Source organism: Corynebacterium sp. 13CS0277, assembly GCF_002994655.1.
Classification (GTDB): domain Bacteria; phylum Actinomycetota; class Actinomycetes; order Mycobacteriales; family Mycobacteriaceae; genus Corynebacterium.
The window spans coordinates 12391-37126 of the sequence record NZ_PPDL01000020.1 but is presented as its reverse complement, the minus strand read 5'-3'; the positions used below and the strand labels follow the sequence as shown (position 1 = coordinate 37126).

16 protein-coding genes and 1 tRNA gene are annotated in these 24736 nt (G+C 69.4%); 10 read left to right on the top strand and 7 right to left on the bottom strand.

Annotated elements, in window-relative coordinates:
• Positions 1 to 77 precede the first annotated feature (77 nt).
• Both C1Y63_RS09360 and C1Y63_RS09355 read right to left on the bottom strand, forming a co-directional pair.
• A complete protein-coding gene (locus C1Y63_RS09360) occupies positions 78 to 434 on the bottom strand; it encodes a DUF3817 domain-containing protein (protein WP_106016189.1) in 357 nt (118 codons plus the stop codon).
• 64 nt (positions 435 to 498) lie between these two features.
• Positions 499 to 873, bottom strand: a complete 375-nt coding sequence (locus tag C1Y63_RS09355; protein ID WP_233195671.1) for a hypothetical protein — start codon at positions 871 to 873, stop codon at positions 499 to 501.
• A 206-nt stretch (positions 874 to 1079) separates the two neighbouring features.
• On the opposite strand from C1Y63_RS09355, the gene C1Y63_RS09350 reads away from it, so the two are divergent.
• Positions 1080 to 1161 (top strand) — tRNA-Leu (locus tag C1Y63_RS09350).
• A gap of 130 nt (positions 1162 to 1291) precedes the next feature.
• Here the strand turns inward: C1Y63_RS09350 and C1Y63_RS09345 are convergent.
• The 5 genes from C1Y63_RS09345 to C1Y63_RS12705 all read right to left on the bottom strand — a co-directional run bounded on the left by C1Y63_RS09345 (position 1292) and on the right by C1Y63_RS12705 (position 2489).
• A complete protein-coding gene (locus C1Y63_RS09345) occupies positions 1292 to 1510 on the bottom strand; it encodes a hypothetical protein (protein WP_106016188.1) in 219 nt (72 codons plus the stop codon).
• A gap of 2 nt (positions 1511 to 1512) precedes the next feature.
• On the bottom strand, positions 1513 to 1662 hold the full coding sequence (locus C1Y63_RS12715) for a hypothetical protein (RefSeq protein ID WP_158256140.1): 150 nt from the start codon (positions 1660 to 1662) through the stop codon (positions 1513 to 1515).
• 133 nt (positions 1663 to 1795) lie between these two features.
• Entirely contained in the window at positions 1796 to 2014 is a 219-nt protein-coding gene (locus tag C1Y63_RS09335) for a hypothetical protein (protein ID WP_106016186.1), read from the bottom strand.
• Positions 2011 to 2181: a hypothetical protein gene (locus C1Y63_RS12710; protein WP_158256139.1), complete on the bottom strand. Its 171-nt coding sequence runs from the start codon at positions 2179 to 2181 to the stop codon at positions 2011 to 2013. Before C1Y63_RS12710 ends, C1Y63_RS09335 begins: the two co-directional genes overlap by 4 nt.
• Before the next feature lie 131 nt (positions 2182 to 2312).
• Complete coding sequence (locus C1Y63_RS12705) at positions 2313 to 2489, bottom strand: hypothetical protein (RefSeq protein WP_158256138.1); 177 nt, start codon at positions 2487 to 2489, stop codon at positions 2313 to 2315.
• 668 nt (positions 2490 to 3157) lie between these two features.
• Here C1Y63_RS12705 and C1Y63_RS09330 point away from each other — a divergent pair.
• The 9 genes from C1Y63_RS09330 (at position 3158) to C1Y63_RS09290 (ending at position 24643) form a co-directional block, all read left to right on the top strand.
• Complete coding sequence (locus C1Y63_RS09330; RefSeq protein WP_369831040.1) at positions 3158 to 12502, top strand: fatty acid synthase subunit beta domain-containing protein; 9345 nt, start codon at positions 3158 to 3160, stop codon at positions 12500 to 12502.
• A gap of 183 nt (positions 12503 to 12685) precedes the next feature.
• Complete coding sequence (locus C1Y63_RS09325) at positions 12686 to 13171, top strand: holo-ACP synthase (RefSeq protein ID WP_106016184.1); 486 nt, start codon at positions 12686 to 12688, stop codon at positions 13169 to 13171.
• A gap of 639 nt (positions 13172 to 13810) precedes the next feature.
• Complete coding sequence (locus C1Y63_RS09320) at positions 13811 to 16111, top strand: hypothetical protein (RefSeq protein ID WP_106016183.1); 2301 nt, start codon at positions 13811 to 13813, stop codon at positions 16109 to 16111.
• A 368-nt stretch (positions 16112 to 16479) separates the two neighbouring features.
• On the top strand, positions 16480 to 17478 hold the full coding sequence (locus tag C1Y63_RS09315; protein ID WP_199189104.1) for an iron-siderophore ABC transporter substrate-binding protein: 999 nt from the start codon (positions 16480 to 16482) through the stop codon (positions 17476 to 17478).
• A 101-nt stretch (positions 17479 to 17579) separates the two neighbouring features.
• Positions 17580 to 20039, top strand: coding sequence for a hypothetical protein (locus C1Y63_RS09310; protein WP_106016182.1), 2460 nt, complete (start codon positions 17580 to 17582; stop codon positions 20037 to 20039).
• A 307-nt stretch (positions 20040 to 20346) separates the two neighbouring features.
• The gene (locus C1Y63_RS09305; protein WP_106016181.1) at positions 20347 to 20979 is read left to right on the top strand and encodes a hypothetical protein; all 633 of its coding nucleotides are present in this window, start codon (positions 20347 to 20349) and stop codon (positions 20977 to 20979) included.
• A gap of 284 nt (positions 20980 to 21263) precedes the next feature.
• Positions 21264 to 22295: a hypothetical protein gene (locus tag C1Y63_RS09300; RefSeq protein WP_106016180.1), complete on the top strand. Its 1032-nt coding sequence runs from the start codon at positions 21264 to 21266 to the stop codon at positions 22293 to 22295.
• Between the two features lie 78 nt (positions 22296 to 22373).
• A complete protein-coding gene (locus tag C1Y63_RS09295; protein ID WP_233195667.1) occupies positions 22374 to 23546 on the top strand; it encodes an iron ABC transporter permease in 1173 nt (390 codons plus the stop codon).
• Positions 23543 to 24643 carry an iron chelate uptake ABC transporter family permease subunit gene (locus tag C1Y63_RS09290; protein ID WP_106016179.1) on the top strand — a complete coding sequence of 367 codons (1101 nt, stop codon included), beginning with the start codon at positions 23543 to 23545 and terminating at the stop codon, positions 24641 to 24643. The genes C1Y63_RS09295 and C1Y63_RS09290 overlap by 4 nt, the downstream gene beginning before the upstream one ends.
• Positions 24644 to 24736: the final 93 nt, after the last annotated feature.

Here is a 24736-nt window from a genome sequence, read left to right as displayed (position 1 = left end):
ACAGCAGGGTAACGGTACAGGGCCGGTCCGGGGATCTCCCTCGGACCGGCCCTGCGTGATGGGTGCCTGGTGGGGTGTTACGTGTCCAGGTTGAATGCTGCGCGTACTTCCTGCGTGCGGATGTGCTCCGCCCAGAAGGACAGGAAGGGGATGGTGCCCGCCAGGGCGGTGATAATCCACTTCGCCGGCTGCCAGCGGGCCTTCGTCCCGAGGTTGACGGTCGCCAGCAGGTAGAGCATGTAGAACAGGCCGTGCACCTGGCCGATGTAGAACGCCCACTGGGGGAGTTCCATGTGGAAGATGTACTGCATGACCATGCGGGCCGTGAGCACGAGCAGCCACACACCCGTCACCCAGGCGGCGATCCGAAACAGCTTGAGGGCGTCAGCCACCCGCTTCTTGCGGGCGGGAGTGATCGGGGCAGGGGTAGTCATGGTGGCTCCAAACGGGGCGGGGAAAACAAAGGGGGACGAAAAAAAGACGAAGAACTGCGGCGGGCTACGCGTCCGTCTCGGCGGCGAGGTGGTCCTCGTCGTGTGCGCGCCGCCGGCGGCGCGTCTGCTGGTTCATCGCGTTGAACTCTTCCACGGTCAGCTGGGTGCGCTGCGGGAGGAAATTGTCGTCGATGGCATCGATCGTGCCCGCCGATTCCGATTTCACGGGTTCGGCGTCGCCGTCGGCGAGCTCGTCCTCGTAGGCCATCGTGCGGCGGTACATGAAGATTGCGATGACACCGTAGACCGGCCACTGCAGGGCGTAGCCTAAGTTCTGGAAGGAACCGTTGCCGGACTGGAAGCGCGTCCACTGCCACCAGCTCAACGCCAAACAACCCAGGAACACCACGATGAGCAGCACAATGTGTGCAGGCTTCATCCTGGTGCGGCGGGGACGGGAGCTGGTGTCGTGGTCTGTCACAGGGGGAAAGTCTACTCCGATGCCGCCCGGGATGGGGCCGGCGGGGTCGCGCGCGGCCACCCCGGGAGGGGCGGAGAGTTCCGCCCACGGTGCCCTGCACAGTGCGGCGGGGGTTGGCGTGAAATTGGGAGTGGCAGCAGCACGGGCTAACATGAGTCGAGCATGCGCCCGTGGCGGAATTGGCAGACGCGCTAGATTTAGGTTCTAGTGTCCTAGGACGTGGGAGTTCAAGTCTCCCCGGGCGCACGAAAAATCCCCCCGAATTGATAGTGCTTTACTGGTTCATTGGGGGGAATTTTCTATGTATGGTGCTTCGCAAGAGTGTGCGGGACACATTTCTCGCGATGCTCCAAGGAACTCGCGTTGGGCAGCGAGGCTAGCCGCGGCCGGGGTGCTCCTCGCGCCACGCGATGACCTCGTCGGCGAACCACACCCGCCCCCGGAGGAAGTTACCCGCCGGGGCGGGGTACTTGCCTTGAGTGGATCCGGAGGACCAGGACGAGCGGGCGATACCGCAGTGCTCGGCGCACTGTTGTGCTGTCCAGATTTCGCGGCCGGTGTCCTCGTGGATGATGCGGGCGTTGAGGTCGTCCATGGTTAGATGCCTTTCTTTGCGGCTCGAACATCGGCGAAGATGGCGAGGAAGAAGAATACGAAGCACGAGATCCACGCAATAAAGGTGGAGGTGGCAAGCAGCGTATCACCGTTGCCAACGGCGAAGACGAAGGGGAAGCTTGTGACTGACATTGGCAGTGAGTATAGGGCGAACCGGGGGTAGCTGATGATCACGCTGATTCTCCTTGAAGTGGGGTTATGTTGAAGTCTTCGGGGTTTGCCTCTTTGATGGTGGGGCCCATACGTAGTGCACAGGCGTCGCTGCTTACGAGGAATGCCCTGGGTGGGCTTCACGCCATGCGATGACCTCGTCGGCGAACCACACGGAGTTGCGGCCGTGCTTGCCGACCGCGCTGGGGTAGACCCCGCGGTGGGATCCGCTGACCCAGCCGCTTGCGGTAATCCCGCAATAGGTGGCGCACTGGTTGGAGGTCCACAGCTCGCGGCCGGTGCTGCGGTCGGTGAGGATGGGGTCGATGCTCACTTCTGCCCCCGAGCGAACTTGCGTCCCTTGTAGACGAAGAAGACGTAGCTCGCGATGCAGCAGATGAGCATCACGACGAACACGGGCGTCGGGGCGTGGTTGTGGGCGATGATGGTCGCGATCAGGGTGATCCAGAAGGGGATCATGATCTTGTTGAGGTAGTACATCTCGGTCCTGTTCGGTGTAGGTTAGGGGGAGAACCCCCGGATAATTAGCCTATCCGGGGGTTTTCTGTGCTTGCGTTGGTTGCTCCTCAAAGGGTCAGTGTGCGCGTCCCGGGGGCTCGCGGTGGTTGTGACTAGGTGTCCCGGCGATTGGCCGCGATGACGGTGGCGAACATGTGCGTCAGGCATCCGAAGGTTGCGACGTAGCACAGGGCAGTCATCGTGTTGTCGTCCTGGAACATGGAGTAGGTGAGGGGGATGAGGCTCAGCCATGCGGGGATGGAGAGCTTGAGCGCGCCAGTGGCGTTCATGGTTGTGGTCCTTGTCGTTGTCGCGGGTGAGCAGGGGTGCGGATAGCGCCCTCGTCCAGGGGGTGCGCTCTTTTCCTGCACGGAGGGTGAGTGTAGGACGCGGGGCGGAAACGCCCGCCAGAAATGACACACAGATTTTCGAATGCCGTGTTCTGTGGTGCGCTGCAGTGGGTCCCGGTGGGGGTCTGTCTGCGCTGTTTATGCGGGGTGTGGCGGGTAGTGCGCCTTGGTGGGTGTCGGGGCGCGTCTTGCGTCCGTGGCGTACGTGACGGGGCGGTGTCGGAGTGCGCTCGCGTGCGAGCTTGCCTATCTGTGTGCGCGGGGCCGTGGGTGGCGTGGGGGCGGTATGGGGGTGGTGAATTCGTTCTGTCAGGAAACTCTCAGGATGGGTGCTGTTCCCGCCGTGACCTGTGGTTTCTTTCGCACTGTGGGGAGTTGTGTGGTGGTTGTGTGGGTGTCGCGCGTCAAAATATGACGGTTTCCTCAAGTTTTTGTGGCATGGTGATTGGGCAAAAGTTTTGGGCCACTGCCCAACCCCGCCCCACGTGTCGTGTGTGGGCGGGGGCGCACGATTCTTTGATTCCTAGTCCATGAAGGGTTCTCACGTGACTACACCCACTTCCAGCTCTGCTGCTTCCACCGCCGCGTCGTCTGTGTCCGCTGCCGCTGTGCCGGCTCAAGCGGTGCGGCAGGCTCCGCTGGGCGGGGCGCGCCTGGTGGACGAGTTCACCTCCGGCCGCTCCTCCTTCGCCCTGTGCTTCGCCGGCCAGGGCTTCGACTGGCTGGGCACTCTCGCCCGTGCGCGCGCCGCGGGCGCGGGCACGCAGCTGCCGGCGTTGCTGCAGCAGGCGGCGGAGCTGCTCGCGCCGGTGGCGGACGAGATTGCGGGGCTGCGCCCCCACGGTTTCGATCCGTGTGCCTGGGCAGAGGAGGTGGCCGCCGCCGGCGTGGCGGAGACTCCTGGTGCCGCGGCCACGGTGGTGGCCTGCGATCCGGTGCATGCCGCGGTGAGCGTGCCGGGAATTCTGGCCGCCCAGGTGGCGGTGCTGGAGTCACTGCAGGCCCAGGGCCTGCCGGTGGAGTCCGCACGGACGGCCGTCGGCCACTCGCAGGGCGTGCTGGCCGTGGAGCTGCTGCGCGCCCCGGAGCAGGCAGCATCGCTGTTGGCTCTCGCGCAGCTCATGGGCGCGGCGGTGGCCCGCCAGGCGCGGGTGTGCGGCATGGTGCAGCAGGGCGAGTTGCTGCCGATGCTGCTCGTGGCGGGCGTCGACGAGGAACGCCTGCAGCGCGCCATTGACGCTGTGGCCGATGGTCCCGGTCGCCCCGCCATCGGTTTGCGTAATGCCCGTGACGCCTTCGTCGTCGTGGGCCGCCCGGAGGAGGTGGCACGCGTGCAGCAGGTCCTCGAGGCGGAGGCCGCCCGGGATGCCGCCGAGGTGCAGGCGAAGCGCAAGGGCGGGGCGCCTTTTGCCCCGACGTTTACCCCCCTGGAGGTGCAGGTGGGGTTCCACCACCCGGCGTTCCAGCCCGCGGTGGAGCAGGTCGCCGCCTGGGCGGAGGCCTGCGGTATGGACGCTGCCCGCGCGCGGCAGCTGGCGCAGACGGTCATCGTGGATCCCGTCGACTGGGTGGCCACTACTGAGGCGGTGCTCGCGTCGGGGGCTCAGTGGGTTCTTGATTGCGGGCCGGCGGACGGGGTGGAGTTCCTCACCGCCGACATTCTTGCCGGCCGCGGGGTGGGCACCCTGGCGGTGGCGGGTGCCGCCGGCCAGCAGGCCCTATTCGATGCGGGGCACGCGCCGGCCCGCCCGGTGCCCTACACCGCGTTCGCGCCCCGCGTGGAGCGCGCCGCCGACGGCACCCTCAGGGTGGTGACCCGCTTTACTGAGCTCACGGGGCGTTCCCCGATGCTGCTGCCCGGCATGACGCCGACGACCGCCGACCCGGAGATCGTCGCCGCCGCCGCGAACGCGGGCCACTGGGCGGAGCTCGCCGGCGGCGGGCAGGTCACCCCGGAGCACTTCGCCCGCACCCTGGCCCGCCTGGAGGAGCTCCTCGACCCGGGGGTGGCGGTGCAGTTCAACTCCATGTTCTTGGACCCCTACTTGTGGAAGATGCAGATCGGCGGCACGAAGCTCGTGCCGCGCGCCCGCGCCGCCGGCGCCCCCATCGACGGCGTGGTGGTCACCGCCGGTATCCCGGAGCGTGAGGAGGCTGTCGCCCTCGTGCACGAGCTGCGGGCGGCGGGCCTGCCGTGGGTGGTGTTCAAGCCGGGCGCGGTGCGCCAGATTGAGCAGGTGCTCGACATTGCGCGCGCGGTACCCGAGGTGCCGATCATCATCCAGGTGGAGGGCGGCCACGCCGGCGGCCACCACTCCTGGGAGGACCTCGACGAGCTGCTCATCGCCACCTACGGGCAGATTCGCGAGGTGCCGAACACGGTGCTGTGCGTCGGCGGTGGCATCGGCACCCCGGAGCGGGCCGCCAGCTACCTCATGGGAACGTGGGCCGAGGCCCACGGGCTGCCGGCGATGCCGGTCGATGGGGTGCTGCTGGGGACGGTGGCGATGGCGACGAAGGAGGCGAAGACCTCGCCGGCGGTCAAGCAGCTCCTCGTGGAGACCACTGGGGTGGACGGCTGGGTGCCGGCGGGCGCGGCCCGCGGCGGCATGGCCTCCGGGCGCAGCCAGCTGGGGGCCGATATCCACGAGATTGATAACAGTGCGGCCCGCTGCGGCCGCCTCCTCGACGAGGTCGCCGGCGACGCGGACGCGGTCGCCGCCCGCCGGGAGGAGATCATCGCCGCCCTCGCGAAGACGGCGAAGCCCTACTTCGGCGACGTGGAGGACATGACCTACGGGCAGTGGCTGGCCCGCTATGTGGAACTTGCCGGCCCGCAGGAGGACTACCCCGGCTGGGTGGATGTGTCCTGGGCGCGCCGCCTGGGCGAGATGCTCGACCGGGCGGAGGCCCGCCTCAGCGAGGCCGACCACGGGGCGATCACCTCCCGCCTGCCGGAAGACCTGCGGGAGGCAGCACTCGATCCCGCGGCCACGGCCGCGCAGGTGACGGCACTGCTGCACGCCCTGGAGGAGGCCTACCCGCAGGCGACGAGCACCACCCTGCACCCGGCGGACGTGGTGTTCTTCCGGGGGCTGTGCCGCACCCCCGGCAAGCCGGTCGGTTTCGTGCCCGTCATCGATGCGGATGTGCGCCGCTGGTGGCGCTCGGATTCCCTGTGGCAGGCCCACGACCCGCGTTTCGCCGCGGACGCGGTGTGCGTCATCCCCGGCACGAGCGCGGTGGCCGGCATTGAGCGCGCCGACGAGCCCGTCGCCGAGCTGCTGGGCCGCTTCTGCGCGGCGGCCGCCGATGCGATCCTCGCCGCAGAGGGCCTGGATGCGACGAGCCCGGAGGTTCCCGCCGCCGCCCACGACGTCGTGGCCGCGGTGCTCGCCGCGCCCTGCATCGAGTGGGCGGGCCGCGGGGCCGCCAACCCCGTGCACCTGGTGGGCGCGCCCGCCGAGTGGGAGCTGGACGCAGCCGCCGGCGCCGATAGCTCTGCCCCCGTGGTGGGGGCCACCCACCCCGCGAGCGGGGCGCGGCTGCGCCGCCTCGACGCCGAGCACGCCGAGCTGGAGGTGCCGCTGCTCGCGGGGGCTGCTGGGGGCAGCAGCGTCGGGGTGCTGCGGATGCGGCTCACCCTGGAGACCAACACCAAGGGCGGGGCCTGCCCGCGGGTCACCGCCGAGGACGCGGCGGCCGCGATGGCGGAACTCACCCGCATCGCCGCCGGCGGCACCCTGCCCACCCCGGATGCCGAGGGCGTGGCCCGCTGGGATGCGACCCTCGATGCGGCCCGCCTGGCCGACTACCGGGCCGTGACCGAAGGGTTCCTGCCGCAGTCCACGCGCGCCGTGGCACCGGCCGGCGACGTGCTCGTGGGGCTGGCGTGGCCGGCGATCTTCTCCGCCGTGGCGCACGCCACCGTGCCGGCCGATGCGAGCGCCCGCCGGGGTGGCGCGGCCGACTCCCTGCAGGTAGTGGAGGGCATGCTCAGCCTCGTGCACCTCGAGCACCACCTCACCCTCGCGTCCGAGGAGAGCATCGACTTCGGCGCGCTGGCCGGGGTCGGGCTGGTGACCCGCGCCCGCGTCGACGAGATCACCGACACCGACATGGGGCGCGTCGTGGTGGTGCGCGCCAGCCTGCGCCGCGCAGACGACGACAGCCTCGTGGCGCGCTTGACGGAGCGCTTCGCGATCCGGGGCCGCACCGGCACCCAGACCGCCCGCACCAACACCTCCATCCTGCCGTCCGTGGTGGACACCCCGCGCAGTTTCCGCGCCCAGGCGCGCGTGCGCGCCCCGCAGGACCTGCGGCCTTTCGCCGTGGTCAGTGGGGACCGCAACCCGATCCACGTCGCCCCCGTTGCCGCCGCGCTGGCGGGCCTGCCGGGAGTCATCGTGCACGGCATGTGGACCTCAGCAGTGGGCCAGCTGGTGGCCGCCGCCGAGTACCGCGAGGGCGAGATCCACACGCCCGCGGCGGAGGTGGTGGAGTACACGGCGACGATGCTGGCACCGGTGCTGCCCGGGCAGGAGATCGAGTTCCTCGTGGAGCGCGCCGGCATCGACAGCCGGCCCGGCCGCGGGGAAGTGCGGCAGGTGGTTGCCACCGTGGCGGGGCAGCCGGTGCTGCAGGCCACGGCGGTGGTGCGCGCGCCGCGCACCTTCTACGCCTTCCCCGGCCAGGGCATCCAATCCCAGGGCATGGGCATGGCGGCCCGCGCCCGCAGCCGCGCCGCCCGCGACATCTGGGATCGCGCCGACGCCCACACCCGCGCCCACTTGGGCTTCTCCATCCTCGAGATCGTGGAAAACAACCCCCAGGAGGTGGTGGTCGCCGGGGAGCGGTTCTTCCACCCCCAGGGCGTGCTGTTTTTGACGCAGTTCACCCAGGTCGCCATGGCCTGCCTGGGCGTCGCCCAGGTCGCCGAGATGGCGGAGGCGCACGTGCTCGACACGGAGGCCTTCTTCGCCGGGCACAGTGTGGGCGAGTACAACGCCCTGGCGGCCTACGCCGGGGTGCTCAGCCTCGAATCCGTCGTGGAGATCGTCTACCGGCGGGGGCTGACGATGCACCGCCTCGTCGACCGCGACGACGAGGGGCGCTCCAACTACGGCCTGGCGGCGCTGCGGCCGCACAAGATGGGCCTGGGTGCGGACGACGTCGCCGGCTTCGTCGCCCGCATGGCCGCCGAGTCCGGCGAATTCCTCGAGATCGTCAACTACAACCTGGCGGGCCTGCAGTACGCCGTCGCCGGCACCGTCGCAGGCCTCAAGGCACTTGCCGCCGCCGCGGAGGCCGCTGCGCCGGGGCAGCGGGCACTCATCATGATCCCGGGCATCGACGTGCCCTTCCACTCCACCCGCCTGCGCGGCGGGGTGGACGACTTCCGCGCCCACTTGGACCGCCTCCTGCCCGCGGAGGTCGACCTCGCACCGTTGCAGGGGCGCTACATCCCCAACCTGGTGGCCCGCCCCTTCGAGCTGAGCCGCAGCTTCGTCGACGCCATGCTCGACGTCGTCGACCCGGAGCGCATCGGCACCTCCGAGACGCTCAGCGACATTAATGCCCACTTCGACACGTGGGCGCAGCACCCGACGAAGCTGGGCCGCGCACTCCTCGTTGAGCTGCTCGCGTGGCAGTTCGCCTCCCCGGTGCGCTGGATCGAAACCCAGCACCTCGCGCTCGAGGCCCTCGGCCTCGACCGCTTCGTGGAGGTGGGCGTGGGCTCCGCCCCGACGATCGCGAACATGATGGGGCAGACGCTGCGCCTGCCGGCCTATGCCCGCCACGCGGACCGGGTGGAGGTCCTCAACGTCGAACGCGATGCCGCGAAGGTGTTCGCCACCGACGACATCCCCCGCCCCAGCGGCGAGGACACCGCCACCGAAGCCGACGCCGCCGAGGTGCCCGGCGCGCCGGGCATGGCGCAGAGCACTGCCCCGGACGCTGCCCAGGGTGCGGCCCCGGGCGCGGAGGCGGCGGCTGCTGCCGCTCCCGCGGCGCCCGCGGCGGAGCGGCCCGCTGACCTGGTGTTTGGGCCGGCGGATGCGACGGCGATGCTCATTGCTTTGTGGACGAAGGTCCGCCCGGATCAGATGGGGGCGACGGATTCCATTGAAACCCTCGTGGAGGGGGTGAGTTCCCGCCGCAACCAGCTGCTGCTGGACTTGGGCGTCGAGTTCGGCGTGGGGGCGATTGATGGGGCCGCCGATGCGGAGCTGGCGGACCTGCAGGCGAAGGTGTCGGGTGTGGCGAAGGGCTACCAGGCCTTCGGCCCGGTGCTGGGGGACGCGGTGGCGGATGCGCTGCGGCGTCTGACTGGCCCTGCCGGTGCCCGGCCGGGTGATGTGGCCGCACGGGTGCGTGAGGTGTGGGGCCTGGGCGAGGGCTGGGCGGATCATGTCACGGCCGCGGTGGTGTTGGGCGCCCGGGAGGGTGCCTCCCTGCGGGGCGGGGAGTTGGCGTTTTTGAGCCCGGCGTCCCCGTCCTCGGCGGCGGAGCTGGAGCAGCTCGTCGATGCGGCGGTGCAGCACGTGGCGGCGGCCCGGGGGATCAGTGTGGCGTTGCCCGCGGCCGCTGGTGCTGCCGGCGGGGTGGTGGATTCGGCCGCCTTGGGCGCGTTCGCGGAGCAGGTCACCGGTAAGGCTGGTGTGTTGGCGGCGACGGCCCGGACGATCCTGGCGCAGCTGGGGTTGGATCACCGGCCGAAGACGGAAGGTCTGCCTGATGAGGATGCCGACCGGGCCCTGTTTGATCTGGTGGCCGCGGAGCTGGGCCCGGAGTGGCCGCGGCTGGTGTCCCAGTCCTTTAGCGCGGACAAGGCGGTGCTGTTGGATGACCGTTGGGCGTCTGCCCGGGAGGACGTGGCCCGGGTGGCGGCAGGTGAACTGACCGGCGCTGAGCTCGCAGCACTCGATGTCACTGGTACCGGTCGTGCTGTGGCGGAGCTGGCCGAGTGGTTGGCGCGCCGCAGCGCAGCCTCCGATGCGCAGCGTGCGGAGGTACTGCGGGGCCTGGCCGCGCAGGCCCGTGAGAATACCCCGCTGCCGTATGCGGACGATGTCGCCGTGGTGACGGGGGCGTCCCCGCACAGCATTGCTGCCGCGGTGACCGGCGGGCTGCTGGCCGGCGGGGCGACCGTCGTGGCGACGACGAGCAGCCTGAGCCATGAGCGCCTGGAGTTCTACAAGGAGCTCTACCGCACCCACGCCCGTGGGGCGGCCGCCCTGTGGGTGGTGCCGGCGAACCTGTCGAGCTTCAGTGATCTCGATGCGGTGATCGAGTGGATTGGTGCGGAGCAGACCGCCACCGTCAATGGGGCGCCCCAGGTGACGAAGCCGCGGCTGGTGCCGACGCTGCTGTTCCCCTTCGCCGCGCCCCGCGTCCAGGGCAGCCTCGCGGAGGTCGGTCCCCGCGCGGAAAACGAGATGCGCCTGCTGCTGTGGGCGGTGGAGAAGCTCATTGCGGGCTGCTCCGCGCTGGGCGCGGATACCCATGTGGGGCACCGGCTGCACGTGGTGCTGCCGGGTAGCCCCAACCGGGGCCGCTTCGGCGGGGATGGTGCCTATGGGGAGTCGAAGGCGGCGCTCGATGCGCTCGTCAACCGCTGGCATGCGGAGCCGGGCTGGCGTGACCGGGCGTCCCTCGTGCACGCCCACATTGGGTGGGTGCGGGGCACGGGGCTCATGGGCGGCAACGATCCTCTCGTCGACGCGGTGGAGGCCGCCGGGGTGCGGACTTTTGCCACCGAGGAGATGGCGGAGTTGCTGCTCCAGCAGATCAGCGCCGAGGCGCGGGCGGCGGCCGCGAGCGCGCCGGTGGTGTGTGATTACACCGGCGGCCTGGGCACTGCGGAGCTCAACCTCGCGGAGCTGGCCCGCACGGCCCGCGCGGAGGCAGAAGCCACGGCCGCAGGTGCTGCGGAGGAGGAGGCCTCCCGCCAGCTGGCGGCGTTGCCGAACCTGCCCGAGCTGGCCGCAGCACCCGCCCCGCAGGTGGGTGCGGTGGCCACCCGCCTGGAGGACATGGTGGTCCTCGTCGGTGCAGCGGAGCTGGGCCCGTGGGGCTCCTCCCGCACCCGCTGGGAGGCGGAAACCACCGGCCGCCTGAGTGCCGCCGGTGTGGTGGAGCTCGCCTGGTCGATGGGGCTTATCCGCTTTGAGCAGGACCCCACCCCCGGCTGGTACACCGCCGACGGCGACCCCATCGACGAAGCCGACATCTACGACACCTTCGCCGATGAGGTGCTGGGCCGGGTGGGGGTGCGGCAGTACCACGACGATTTCGGCATGGTCGACAACCTCGCCCCCGAGCTCACGACCATCTACCTCGACCACGATGTGCAGTTCAGCGTGGCCGACGAGGAGGCCGCCCGCAGTTTCCTGCGCTCCCACCCGGAGCACACCGAGGTGCACCGTGACGCGGACACCGGGGAGTGGCAGGTCGTGCGCCGGGCCGGTACCCCGGTGCGGGTGCCGCGCCGGATGGCAATGAGCCGCTTCGTGGGCGGCCAGGTGCCGGAGGGCTTCGACCCGGCCGTGTGGGGCATTCCCGCCGACATGGTTGACAACCTCGACCGGGTGGCCTGCTGGAACGTGGTCGCCACCGTGGACGCCTTCCTGTCGAGCGGGTTCACCCCCGCGGAGGTGCTGCGGCACCTGCACCCCACCCGGGTGAGCTCCACGCAGGGCACCGGCATGGGCGGCATGGAGTCCATGCGTAGCCTCTACCTCGATGGGCTGCTCGCGGAGCCGCGCGCCAACGACATCCTGCAGGAAGCCCTGCCGAACGTTGTCGCCGCGCACGTCATGCAGTCCTACGTGGGCGGCTACGGGCAGATGATCCACCCCGTGGCTGCCTGCGCCACCGCCGCCGTGTCGGTGGAGGAGGCGATGGATAAAATCCGCCTCGGCAAGGCCGACTTCGTGGTCGCCGGCGGCCTTGACGACTTAAGCATTGAGGGCATTACCGGCTTCGGCGACATGGCCGCCACCGCCGACTCCCAAGGCTTGCGGATGAAGGGCATCGCCGATCGCTTCTTCTCCCGGGCGAACGACCGGCGCCGCGCCGGCTTCGTGGAATCCGCCGGCGGCGGCACCTTGTTGCTCGCGCGCGGCAGCGTCGCCGCCGACCTGGGGCTGCCCGTGGCCGCGGTGGTGGGCTTCGCCGAATCCTTCGCCGACGGCGCCCACACCTCCATCCCCGCCCCCGGGCTGGGGGCCCTGGGTGCCGCCCAGGGCGGCAGCCACAGCCGCCTGGCGCGGGCGCTGGCGGACCTCGATGTCACCCCGGACGACATTGCGGTGATCTCCAAGCACGACACCTCCACCGCGGCGAACGACCCCAACGAGTCCGACCTGCACGAGCGCCTCGCCGCCCACCTGGGCCGCGCGGACGGCAACCCTTTGTACGTCATTAGCCAGAAGACGCTCACCGGCCACGCCAAGGGCGGGGCGGCCGCCTTCCAGCTGGCGGGCCTGGCGCAGGTACTCGCCGAGGGGCTCATCCCCCCGAACCGCAGCCTCGACTGCGTCGACCCGGTCCTCGCGCAGCACCCCCACCTCGTGTGGCTGCGCGCGGCGCTGCGGCCCGGCCCCCTCAAGGCCGGCCTGGTGACCTCCCTCGGCTTCGGCCACGTCAGCGCCCTCATTGCGCTCGTCCACCCGGAGGTCTTCGCCACCGCCGTGGCGCAGCAGCGTGGGGCAGACGCCGCCGATGCCTGGCGGGCCGCCGACCGGGACCGCCGCGCCAGTGGCCGGCTGCGGATCCTGCGGGGCATGCACGGCGGCGCGCCGCTGTACACCCGCCCCGTGGACCGCAACCTGGGTGCGACGGGTGCGGCCGCGAAGGAGCGGGAGGCCGCGGTGCTGCTGGACCCGGACGCCCGCCTCGTCGACGGGGTGCTTCGCACCGGCGCCGAGATCGCAGGCCTCGACGCGTAAACCCCCGCAGGAGCCGCGTGCCCCTCTCACAATCCCGCCGACGCCTCCGAGTTCTCCCTCGGGCGCGTCGGCGGGGGTATGTCTGGGGTACCGCGCGCGCGTCCGCCCGGTGTGCCGGGTGGATGACGTGCGCACAATGATCACCACCACCTCGCCCCACCACAGACAAGGACGAACCCGCCCATGACGCACCCCGAGCTCACGCCATACCCCCGCATTCCCGCGCCCAGCCAGGGGGATGCGGCGGGGCCGGGGGTGTGCGTGCCGGCGCTGGGGGTGGACCTCGTGCACATCCCCGGGGTGGCGGAACAACTCGCCCACCCGGGCACCGCGTTTCTTGAAGTGCTCAGCCCCGTCGAACGCCGGCTGATGCACCAGCGCACACCCGCGCGCCGGGCGGAGTTCGTCGCCGGACGCTACGCGGCCAAGGAGGCCGTGGTGAAAGCCTGGGAGCAGGCACTGGTGGGCCAGCCGCCGGTGCTCGGAGTTGAGGAGCTGCGCTACGCGGAGATCTCCGTGGAACACGACCCTTGGGGGCGGCTGATCGTGCGGCTCGCAGGCTGCGTCGCGGAGCGTTTTGCCGCGTCCTGCCCGGGGTGCCGGCTGCAGGTGAGTCTCAGCCACGACGGGGAGTACGCCGTCGCCCACGCGCTGCTTGTGCGCGCCTGAGGGGTATTGCCGGGGATTGTCTGCGGCGTGCCAGCCCACGCCCCACACCCACTATGCGAAAAATCACATGCATAAGCCTGACCTCGGTGTGGGCTGCGATGGTGTGCGGTGGTTGGAGTCCGGCGGGGCCGTTGCGGGGTGTCGAGCGCGGGAGAAGGGAGGTGTGGTGGCCGACCTGTGCCGCGTGTGACCTGCGGTAACGGGTGGTGTGGTGGCTGTGAGGACGCTGGGGGTGCGGTCCGGGAATGGATTGCGGGGCGCTGATGGGTCGCTGGGATGACGCGCTCGTGGCGGGCGGGGGTGGCAGGGGTATCCGTGCCATGGGGGTGGTAAAGCGAAGTAGGGTATCCTCCATAAGTGCAGGCTGAAGGTGTGCTCCGAGGGGGGAGCTACCCCCGCCGGGGGAGGGGGTCAAGAAATTTTCATCCAAAAGGTTGACCGGCTCTCGGGAACTAGGTTAGCCTGCATGAGGCAAGCCAAATTTAAGGCTTCGCACTGTGTCATCACAGGCAGCAGGCAGGATTCACGGCCTGCGCCGCGCAGCCCCTCTGGCACCGTTGCCCGCGCGGAGAAGCGGACAACACCCCAGGTGGCCCAGGGGTGGCTGCGCACCAGCCCAATCGACAAGAGAGATTCACTGTGTCTTCTAAGCTCATCGGCCGCCGCGCGATCGCGGCGCTGCTCACCACCGGCATGATCGTCGGTGGCCTCCACGCCCCGGCCTCCGCCTACGAGGCCCCGGCCGACAACAAGACCGCTGACGGTCATCAGGTCGAGACGCCCTACACCGAGGTCGGCTACGTCAAGGATGAGGGCCGCCCGGGCGACATCGTCGAGCTCGCTATCACCGGTATGCCCGTCACTGAAGACTCCAATTACGTCGTGATGAAGTTCGACGACGGCACCGCCAAGGTCAGCACCAACTTCGAGGGCCTGAGCCCGGATCCGTCGCTCTACAACGAGAAGGCGGTGATGTACCACAAGCCGAAGGATCTGACCGACTTCAACGTCAAGGTGCGCATCCCCGAGGGCACCACCCCGGGCGCACACATGCTGCGCTTCCTCGGACACGGTGGCTACACTCGCGTCGCGTGGATCAACGTCCTCGACCCGAACACCAAGGTGTCCGAGACCAAGGACTCCACGGTCACCTCCTTCAGCCAGGGCCGCGGCGGCGACGTCCGCGCAGGCGTTGTGACCTCCGGTCTGACTGCGGGTGCTACCTACACCGTCACCGTCAACGGCGAAGCCGCCAAGATCGCTGTCGGCCGCGGCACGGAAGACTCCGCCACCGTCGACGCCGCCAACTCCCTGGCGACTGTCGTGCTGCCGGCGTCTGTGACTGCAGGCTCCAAGGCCACCGTCGTCCTCACCGACGACAAGGGCGCGTCCGTCTCCTTCACCGGTGAGGTTCCGGCCTACGTCTCCGCAGACTCCACCGCCGCCGGCTCCGAGAACACCTTCAAGGTCACCACCCTCGCCGATGGCGCTACCGTGAAGTTCCTCGGCGTTGACGACAAGAACTTCCTCACCGATGCGCAGCAGAAGGTCGCTGCCAAGGACGGCGCCGCCACCCTGGAGAAGGTCGCCATCCCGGCGAAGACCGAGCTGGTGGGCAAGAAGATCACCGTCACCATCGTCTCCGGTGGCACCGAGCACACCTACACCACCGACACCGTTGTCACCCCCGACAACTCCCTCATCAACGTCCAGGACTTCACCGTCGCCAGCGAGAAGCTGCCGGCCGGCCTGTACCAGTCCGCGTACTCCGCGAAGCACAAGGCCCTCTACGTGACCCGCTCCGTCGGCCGCCCGCCGCTGAAGGAAGCCAGCCTCATCAAGGTGGATCCGGAGACCCTCAAGGTCACCGCCACCGGTGAGATCGCCGACGCCCCCGAGGGCGCAGGCAAGTACGGCCCCTACGGCATCGTCGTCAACGACAAGCTCGACCAGGTGTGGGTGACCAACACCCGCCAGAACACCGTCGCCGTGTACAACGCCGCCGACCTCAAGCTCATCAAGCAGTTCCCGATCGGCGACGCCCACCACGCCCGCGACATCATCGTCGACACCAAGGACCAGAAGGTCTACGTCTCCACCCCGCGTGGCGGCGACGTCATCGCCGTCTTCGACGCCCAGAAGCTGGAGAAGATCAAGGACATCAAGATCGGCGAGCAGGGCGTGCCCGGCCCGATGTCCCTGGCCTTCGACCAGGCAACCGGTGACCTCATCACCGTCTCCCTCGACAAGCCGGTCCTCGGCGTCGTCCACACACGCGCCAACGACACCGTCGAGACCATCGAGCTCGACCCGTCCGTCGGCACCGCCTCCGGTGTGGCCTACGACCCGACCACCCGCCGCGCGCTGGTCGCCGCCCAGGCCTCCAACAACGCCATCATCGTCGACGTGGAGAAGAAGAAGCAGGTCAAGGCCATCAACACCGGTGCCCAGGCCCTGTCCGCCGCCTTCGACCCGGTCAAGCGCGTCTTCTACGTCGCCAACCGCTCCGGCGGCACCCTGACCGTCATCGACGCTGACAAGCTCACCGTCATCGGCAACCTGGATGTCTCCGCCCTGCCGAACCACGTCTCCGTGGACGACAAGGGCAACGCCTTCGTCGTGAACAAGGGCGGCGACGGCCAGGACAAGGACAACAACCTGCTGTTCAAGATCTCCCCGAAGAAGCCGGACGCAGGCAGCGGCTCCACCGACAACTCCTCCCTGCCGGGCTCCTCCAAGCCCGGTAAGGACGGCTCCTCCCTGCCCGGCTCCTCCAAGACCGGCAAGGACGGCTCCGACACCTCCAGCGTCGCCGCTGGCTTCGCCGGTGTCCTCGCCGTGCTCGCAGCCATCGTCGGCATCATCGGCGCCCTGTTCCAGCACGGTGCCCTCGACAAGAACCTGCTGCCCGAGCCGCTGCGCGCAGCCCTGAAGCTCTAAACCGCGCTTCACCCCTGGCACACGCGCCACACTGCGGGGCTTGGACCTCTCCCCGCACTCCCTCTGTGAGGCGCGTGTGACAGACACCGCGGAGGTGACGTACTGCCCCCACACAGCAGCACTCGCCCCGCACCCTTTTCTCCCTTGAAGCACCCCGGGCGGGCGGCGCTCCCCGTGAGCACTGCCCGCCCGGCGGATGCGAGGCACATGTCCCCCTCAGGCTCTCGAGCGTGCCGGGTGTGTGTTCTTCACTGAATTTCTCTTCGCTGCTTCTCTCTCCTTCACTCTTCTTCTCTCTTCTTTTTCTAGTTCTGATTTTTCTTTGTGTCCCCCGCGGACGTGTTGTGAAAGGCCTCGTCGTGACCCGCATGTATAGCCGCCGCCAGTTCCTCACCGCCGCCACTGTGGCGGCCGCGGCAGCCGGCCTGGCCGCCTGTGGAGGCGCTGGTGCCGCGGGCGGCGGCGCACCCACCGGGGCCACCCGCACCGTGAAAGACATCTACGGCGACGACATTGTCGTGCCGGCCGACCCGCAGCGCATCGTCGCCCTGTCCGAACCCGCACTCGACGGGCTGCTCGCACTGGGTATCACCCCGGTGGGCTGTGTGGCCGGCCGTGGCCAGCGCACCGTCGCCCCCTACCTGCCGGAGGAAGCCCGCGAGATTGAGCTGCTGGGCTCGGTCTCCCAGGTCAACTTCGAGGCCGTCGGTGCCGCGAAACCGGACCTCATCCTCGTCGACGGCACGAGCATCAACAACAACCAGCCGGCGATTGACGCGCTCAAGGTCATTGCCCCGGTCGTCTACCTCGGCTACGCGGGCGGCAACTGGCGCACCAACTTCGAAAACCTCGCCGCCGCCGTCGGCAAGGAACAGCAGGCCCAGGAGATCATGGCCGCCTACGACGAAGAGGTCGCCGCCGCCCGCGGCCACCTGGAGAAGTACTCCGAGGACACCTTCTCCATCGTCCGCTGGGAAGGCAACTCCGCCGCCATGATCCTGCAGGACCTGCCGCCCGGGCAGGCACTCATGGACCTCGGGCTGCGCCGCCCGCCCGCCCAAGATCGCATGGGCCGCGGCCACTCGGAACCGGTGAGTAACGAGAACCTCCAGGACATTGACGCCGACTACATGTTCTTCGGCACCCTGGGCGGGTCCTCGATCTCCAACCCGGATGCCGGCGGCAGCGTCGACATCGAAGCCGCCGAGCAGGCCATCGCCTCCGCGGTGCGGGTGCCGGGCTTCACCGACCTCATCGCCTTCCAAGACGGCCACATCATCCCCGTCGATGGGGCGCTGTGGACATCGACCGGCGGACCGATCCTGATGCGCCGCATCGTCGAAGACGTCAACAACAACCTCGAATAACCCCACACGCGCCACGCCCCGCAGTGGAGGCACGTGTTCTTCTAATTCACCTTATTCCGTGACATTTTTCTTTTCTCACTTCTCCTAAGGATGCGCCCGCGATGATGACCCACCGCCGCTTGACCCCCGCCGTGCTCGCGATCTGCGGGCTGCTCGCCCTGCACGCACCGGTGGCCACCGCCGCCGACACCACCGTGGAGACCACCGGGGCGGAATCCACCGCGACGACGACTGGTACCACGTCAGAGACCACCGCCGATCAGGATGCGGACACCGCGGTCGGCCTGCAGGGCGGCGAGTTCGCCGTGCCGATGGCGGTCATTGCCGACGAGCCGGCCACCGCCACCCCCGCTGTCGAGGACACCACCGCCACCCCGAAGCGCCGCACCCGCCGGGCCACCACCGACACCGCGCCCGCCGCAGAGCCCTCTGCGGCCGCGGCAGCCCCCGCTGCCGAGGCACCCGCCTCGGAGGCGGCGAGCGCGCCCGCTTCGGCGGCCCCCGCCGCGCCGACTCGGGTGCCGGATAGCGAGTACGACCCGGACGCCACCATCACCACCGATAAGGACGGCTACACCGTCACCGTCCCGAAGTTCGTCACCCCGGGGCAGACGATCACCGTCACCGGTACCGGCTGGGCGAAGAAGACCGAGATGGCGCTCAAGCTGCGCTACCAGGGGGAGAAGGACCAGTGGACGCAGACCTTCGCACGCGCCACCGATATCCTCAACCACCCGAAGAGTAAGCAGCCGGACCCCACCCTGTGGGTGCTCATGGACTCCTCCGAGGACGGCACCTTCACCACCACCTTCACCATCCCGAAGGACCTGTCCGCGGGGGAGAAGTTCTTCGTCAACGTCACCCAGGGCCTCCTGGACAGCGCTGACGTACCGAACATTACGGTCAACTCCCAGCCGATGATCATCGACCGCACCCCCTGGGTTGGCCACGACGACAACGTCACCTGCGTGACGGACCTGAAGTTCCCCCGCATCGAGGTCTCCCGGGAGATCGTCGACGGCAAGGTCAACATCAAGGGCCAGGGCTGGTGCAACCCGATCTCCGGCTCCAACATCATTGCCGTGAAGATCGACGAGGCGGCCATTAGCCGCCTGGAGAGCAACAAGGTCGACGCGAACCTCACCATCTGGGACTACATTGTTCCGGACCCGGCGACCGGTGACTTCGACTACGACATGCCCCTGCCGGACGGTACGACCTCCGGCCCGCTGGGCTCGAAGCCGGCGTTCGGCGACGGCGCCCACACCCTGCGCTTCCTCACCGGCTCCATCAAGGAAGGCGACCCGGTGATCTCCCTGCCGTTCACCGGCAAGCGCAACACCGTGTTCGTCAAGGGAGAGTACAAGCCGCTGGGCATCCCGGAGACCTTCCTGGCGTCGAAGTACATCGTCGACTCCAAGCGCAACGATGTCGACATCATCGACGAAAACGACAAGACCATCACCCTGCGCGTGCCGGGCCGGAAGAAGGGCGACTACATCTACGTCGCCGGCTTCACCGAAGACGGCTCCCGGCGTGTGTTCTGGCAGAGCAACTTCTACCAGGTTGACGACCGGGGTCGCATCACCATCGACCGCACCGTCATCCCCGAGCGCTACACGAAGCTCAACCTCACCCTGCAGGCCGGCGGCCTCGACGACTTCGGCGAGGTGCTCGGCTGGACTCCCTGGGAGCGCGACGAATCCGAGACCACTGGCAGTGGGGCGCGCGCCACCTCCGGCGGCAAGAAGTCCACGAAGAACACCGACGATAGCTCCCTGACGAAGCAGGCGGCGGACATCCAGAAGGAAGTCACCGCCTTCACCAAGGACGTCGATAAGGGCACCAAGCTGCTCGTCGAGATGCTCGGCGGCGGTAAGAAGGCCGCGACCACCGCGGCCGGCACCACCAGCGGCACCGACGAGGTGGTGGAGGTGGTGGAGTACGCCAACCAGGGCAACCACGCCGTTGCCGCACCCCGGGCCGCCGCGTCCGCGCCGCGGGCCGCGGCAGCAGGCGGCGCTGCCGCCGCCAGCGTCAAGGCGCCCGCCGCAGGCAACGCCAGTGCTGCCGCCAAGAACTCCACCCCCCAGCCGGAGCACACCCCCGAGCAGCCGGTGAAGCACAAGGGCAAGCTCACCCCGCGCAACAACGGCAAGTTCGCCGCCGCCGTCCGCGACGGCCTGCTCACCATCACCACCCAGGCGGAGCCCGGCAGCTGGGTGTTCGCCTACCTGTACAACTCGGAGGGCGCGCAGCCGCTCGGGTGGACCCAGGTCGGCGACGACCACACCATCCAGGTTGGCATCGATGGCCTCGAGCCGGGGGAGTGGGCCGTGACCGCCCAGGACCCCGCCGGGGAGCTGCTCGGCTGGGCGGGGCTGACCATCCCCGATGCCGCAGCCGCCGACTCCCTGCCTGCCGCGGACGAGCCGGTGCTCGTCGCGCAGAACGCGCCGCTCATGGGCGGCACCGACTGGGCGCTCATCATCGCCGCCATCGCCCTCGTCGAACTCGTCCTCATCGGCGTGTTCATGACCGGCCGCCGCTCCAAGAGCTAGGCCACCCGGGCCCGTGCGGGCCCGCCACCATCCACCCCGGGGACTTCTTTCCCCGGGCGTGGGTGGGGTGTTTCCGCACCACCAGGCCACCACCCTGAGCATCAACCACAGGGGGCTGCCCACCGAGACAGCCGCCACCAGTCCCCACGCCACGCCCCGACAACCCCGGGGCATACAGGGCGGGAGGACAACGATGCTCAGCCGGCGGTTGCACCACACGTTTCTCACACATTGCGTCACCCACGCGGGCGCGGGCGATACGGCTTGATGCCTGAGGCCTAACCCCGCAGAAGAAAGGACCGCATCCATGCGTTTCGCAAAGACCACCGCCGCTGTTGCAGCGGCCGCCCTGTCCCTCACCCTCGCGACCCCGGCGCTCGCGCTGCCCCCGACCGGTGAGGCCAAGGTCGACACCGAGGGCACCAGCGTCAAGCTGCTCAACGGCAACACCTACTCCAAGCCCGACAACTGCACCATCCGCTTCGAGCTCTCCGGCTGGACCCCGGGCATGAAGTTCTCCGCCAAGGTCGACAAGGGCCAGTGGGCCGGCGGCGACCAGGGCGTCCAGGGCCAGGGCGTGTGGTCCGAGGGCATCGTTGAGGCCAACGGTAAGGCCACCGGCTCCATGGACCTCTGCGACAAGAACGTCCCCGAGGGCAAGCACTACCTGCGCTTCGTCGGCAACGACGGCACCAAGGGCTTCAGCACCCGCGGCGACTCTGACTTCACCGTCATCGCGGAGAAGAAGGATGAAAAGAAGCCGGGCAACGATGACAAGAAGCCGGGCGACAATGACAAGAAGCCGGGCGACAACAACAAGGGCGACGCCGGCTCCGCCGGTGGCGGCGGCATGATCGCCATCATCGCCATCGTCCTGGCCCTGCTGGGCGCTGTCGGTGCCGCACTCTCCGGCGCCATCCCGGGCCTGCCCCGCCCCTAAGGTGAGTGCCCCCTGACCCCCACCGCCACAGCGCGGTGGGCGGGGGAGGTCACCGCTCTCTCTTGTCCTGCGCCAGCGGGTGCCCGGCACCCGCTGGGGCACTAATTCTGATTTTTTCCGTGCGGGGATCTCTCGGCACGGCTTCCTTCTTCACCACAGACTTTTTTTTCTCTGCTGCCCGGCGGGGCGAAGCTCCGCTGGACTCAACCTTCACTACTTCTTCGTTTCAGCTGTGGCCGGCAGGTCACCGCCATTGATTTTTCGCAAAGGACGCGACAGACACCATGAGCATTGTTTCCACGGGCGTTCGCCGTATTGCCGCGCTGGCCGCATCCGCAGGCCTGTGTGCCGCGTGGGTTGTCGCCGGCGCGGTCGCCCCGACCGGCACCGTGCTGCCCGCAGCCCAGGCCATCCCGCCGGGCGGCCCCGGCGCGAACACCCCCGGCACCGACTCGGATATTTCCCCGATGACGCTGGAGCCCTGCGACACCATTAACTTCTCCGTCACGGGCTACCCCGCCGGCGAGGTCGTCTACATGAAGATCGACGACGGTATCGGCTACGGCGACACCACCGTCCAGGGCAGCGGCGTGATCCACCGCCACACCGCCGACAGCAACGGCACCGCGAACGGCTCCTTCGACCTGCCCTGCGACATCGCCCCCGGTTCCCACTGGCTGCGCTTCCTGTCCAGTGAGGCGCAGATCGACGAAAACGGCCAGCAGATCGGCTCCAAGGGCTTCACCAACCGCTCTGTCGACTTCACCGTCGTGCCCGCCTCCGGGGCGAACGCGGCCCGCGCCGAGGAAGCCAAGGCGGAGGCCGAAGCACAAACGTCCGGCACCGGCGTCGATTCCGCCGCCGTCGCCCAGGCCGTGCAGCAGGCCACCCGCAACACGAAGAACGGGCGCACGACCACCACCCGCACCGTTGGTGCCCCGGCCCCGGCCGCGGAGGGCCAGCCGGCCGCCGCCGAGCCTGCAGCAGCTGCCGCTGCCGCCCCCGCCGCTGCTGCTGCCGCGCCGGCAGCGAAGGCGAACGCGGGCGCGAAGGATGCCAAGGACGCTAAGAAGGACTCGAAGACTCCGAAGGTGCTCAGCGCCGGCGGCTCCAAGGGCGCGAAGCAGACCGGCACGAACGCCGCTGGTGAGGAAGTCGTCTACGACACCACCAGTGGGGAAGTGGTCTACGCCCAGGGCTCCAACAGCGCACCCATGATCGGGCTGTTGGTGGGCGGGGCGATCCTCATCGTCGGCTTCGGTGGTATCGCCGCCTACCTGTACGTCAACCGCGCCCGCGGCGGCCAGCAGGTTTGAAGAGCGAACAGCGACGCTGACTCCGATCCGCCCGAGACTGACACCGATGGTGCGGGCTCGCAGGCAGGGCCGGAGGCAGTGAACGCTGACGGCTCCGCGCCCCAGGGCGCGCGGGCCCAGACGCTGGCGGCGGGTGCCGGTGCGGCGACTGCGGTCGCCGCCACTGCTGGCGCGTCCTCGCGGCAGCCCTCTTCCTCTCCCGCTTCTTCCTCCACCGCTGGTGCTGCTGTCGCTGCCCCCGCGAGCGTGTGGAAGCGCACCCCGGTGCGGCTGCTCGCCACCTTTGGTGTGCTGGGCGCACTGGTGGCGCTCGTCATCGCTTCCCTCATGCTTGGCTCCGGTGACATCAGCCCCTGGCAGGCCGTGCAGCTGCTCATCCATCCGGATGATTCCTTCTCCTCCACGGTCGTCCACGGGCAGCGCATCCCCCGCACCCTGCTCATCATCGCCGTCGGCGCTGCCCTCGGCGTGGCGGGCGCGCTCATGCAGTCGCTGACCCGCAACCCCCTGGCCGACCCGGGTGTGCTCGGCGTCAACGCCGGCGCCGCCCTCGCGGTGGTGCTGTCGGTGGCGATCTTCGGCCGCACGAGCATCTGGTTCTACCTGTGGTTCGCCTTTGCGGGCGCGGCGATCGCCTCCATCGTCGTCTACATCCTCGGTGGTGTCGCCTCCCGTACCGCCACCCCGGCGCGGCTCGCGCTGGCCGGTGTGGCGGTGACGATGACGGTGAGCTCCTTCGTGCAGATCGTCATCCTCGCCGACAAGAACGCCTTCAACGAGTTCCGCCTGTGGGCGGCCGGCTCCGCGGAGGGCCGCGGCTACCCGATCCTGGAAGCCACCGCCGTGTTCATCGTCGTCGGCCTGGTGCTCGCCGTCGCTCTCACCCCGGGGCTCAACGCCCTGGCGTTGGGCGACGACGCCGGCAAGGCTCTCGGCGTGCGGGTGAAAAGGCTGCGCACCTTGGTGATGGTGGCCGTGACCCTGCTGGCCGGTGCGGCGACCGCCGCGATCGGCCCGGTGATGTTCATCGGTCTTGCGGTGCCGTACCTGGCGCGCACCGTCGCTGGTGCTGACATGCGCTGGGCGGTGCCCCTGTGCGCCATCATCGCGCCGGTGGTGCTGCTGGCCGCCGACATTGCGGCCCGCCTCATCATTGCCCCGCAGGAAATCCAGACCGGTATTGCGACCGCGATCCTGGGTGCCCCGTTCTTCATCGCTGTTGTTCGCCGCAGGAAGGTGGTGTCCGCATGAGCCGCAGGACTCCCACACCCCAGGCCGCCCCGGACGTCGAGGCGGCGCGCGCCGCGCGCGCCCGCCGCTACGTGCTGCTCCGGCTTGGTCCGGTGGTGCTCCGCGCGGAGCGCCGCGCACTCACGGCCGGGATTCTCACGCTCGTCGCTGCGCTGCTGTGCGGCGCGGTGGCGCTCACCCTCGGCGACTATGGGGTGCCGTTGGCGAAGGTTCCGGCCGCGCTCTACGGGCTGTCCGGGGACCCGATGATGGACTTCTTCGTCGGCCAGATGCGCGCCCCCCGCGTGCTCTTGGCGCTGGTGGTGGGCGCGGCACTGGGAGTGTCGGGTGGCGTGTTCCAAACGCTGACCCGCAACCCGCTCGGCAGCCCCGACATCACCGGCTTCACCACGGGTGCCGCCACGGGCGCCCTCATCCAGATCATTGTCTTTGAGGCCGGTGCCCTGGCCACCAGCCTGGGCGCCCTCGTCGGTGGCCTGGCCACCGGCGCGGTGGTGTACCTGCTCGCCAAGGGCGGCGGCATGAACGGCACCCGCTTCGTGCTCATCGGTATTGGTGTCGCCGCCATCCTGCAGGGCATGAACTCCCTGCTCATCGTCAAAGGCAGCCTCGCGGCCGCGCAGACGGCGGCGATTTGGATGTCGGGCTCCTTCAACGCCACCACCTGGCCGACCGCCACCGTGGTGACGATCCTCGTCGGCATCCTCATCCCCGGGGCGCTCTACCTGGCGCGGCCGCTGGCGATGATGACCTGTGGCGACGAGCTCGCCACGGGGCTGGGTGTCAACGTGCCCCGCACCCGCATCCTGCTGCTGGGGGTGGCGATCGCGCTGGTCGCCGTCGCGGTGGCCGCCGCCGGCCCCATTGGCTTCGTCGCCCTGGCCGCCCCGCACATCTCCCGGAAAGTCAGCCGCACCTCGAAGGCCGGGCTCGCCGGCGCGGCAGTGACGGGCGCGCTCATCGTGGTGGTCAGTGACATCATCGCCCAGCGTATTTTCGCGCCCACCCAGCTGCCCGTCGGTGTCGTCACCGGCGTGGCCGGCGGCTGCTACCTCGTGTGGCTGCTCGCCAACCAGTGGCGCAACCAACGCCACTGACACCAGCACCACAGGCCCCCGCCTGCGGGCGGGGCCGTGGCGTGGTGTTTCTTTATCTCCGTTTCTCTTTTTTTCCCCCTGTTTTGTCCCTGT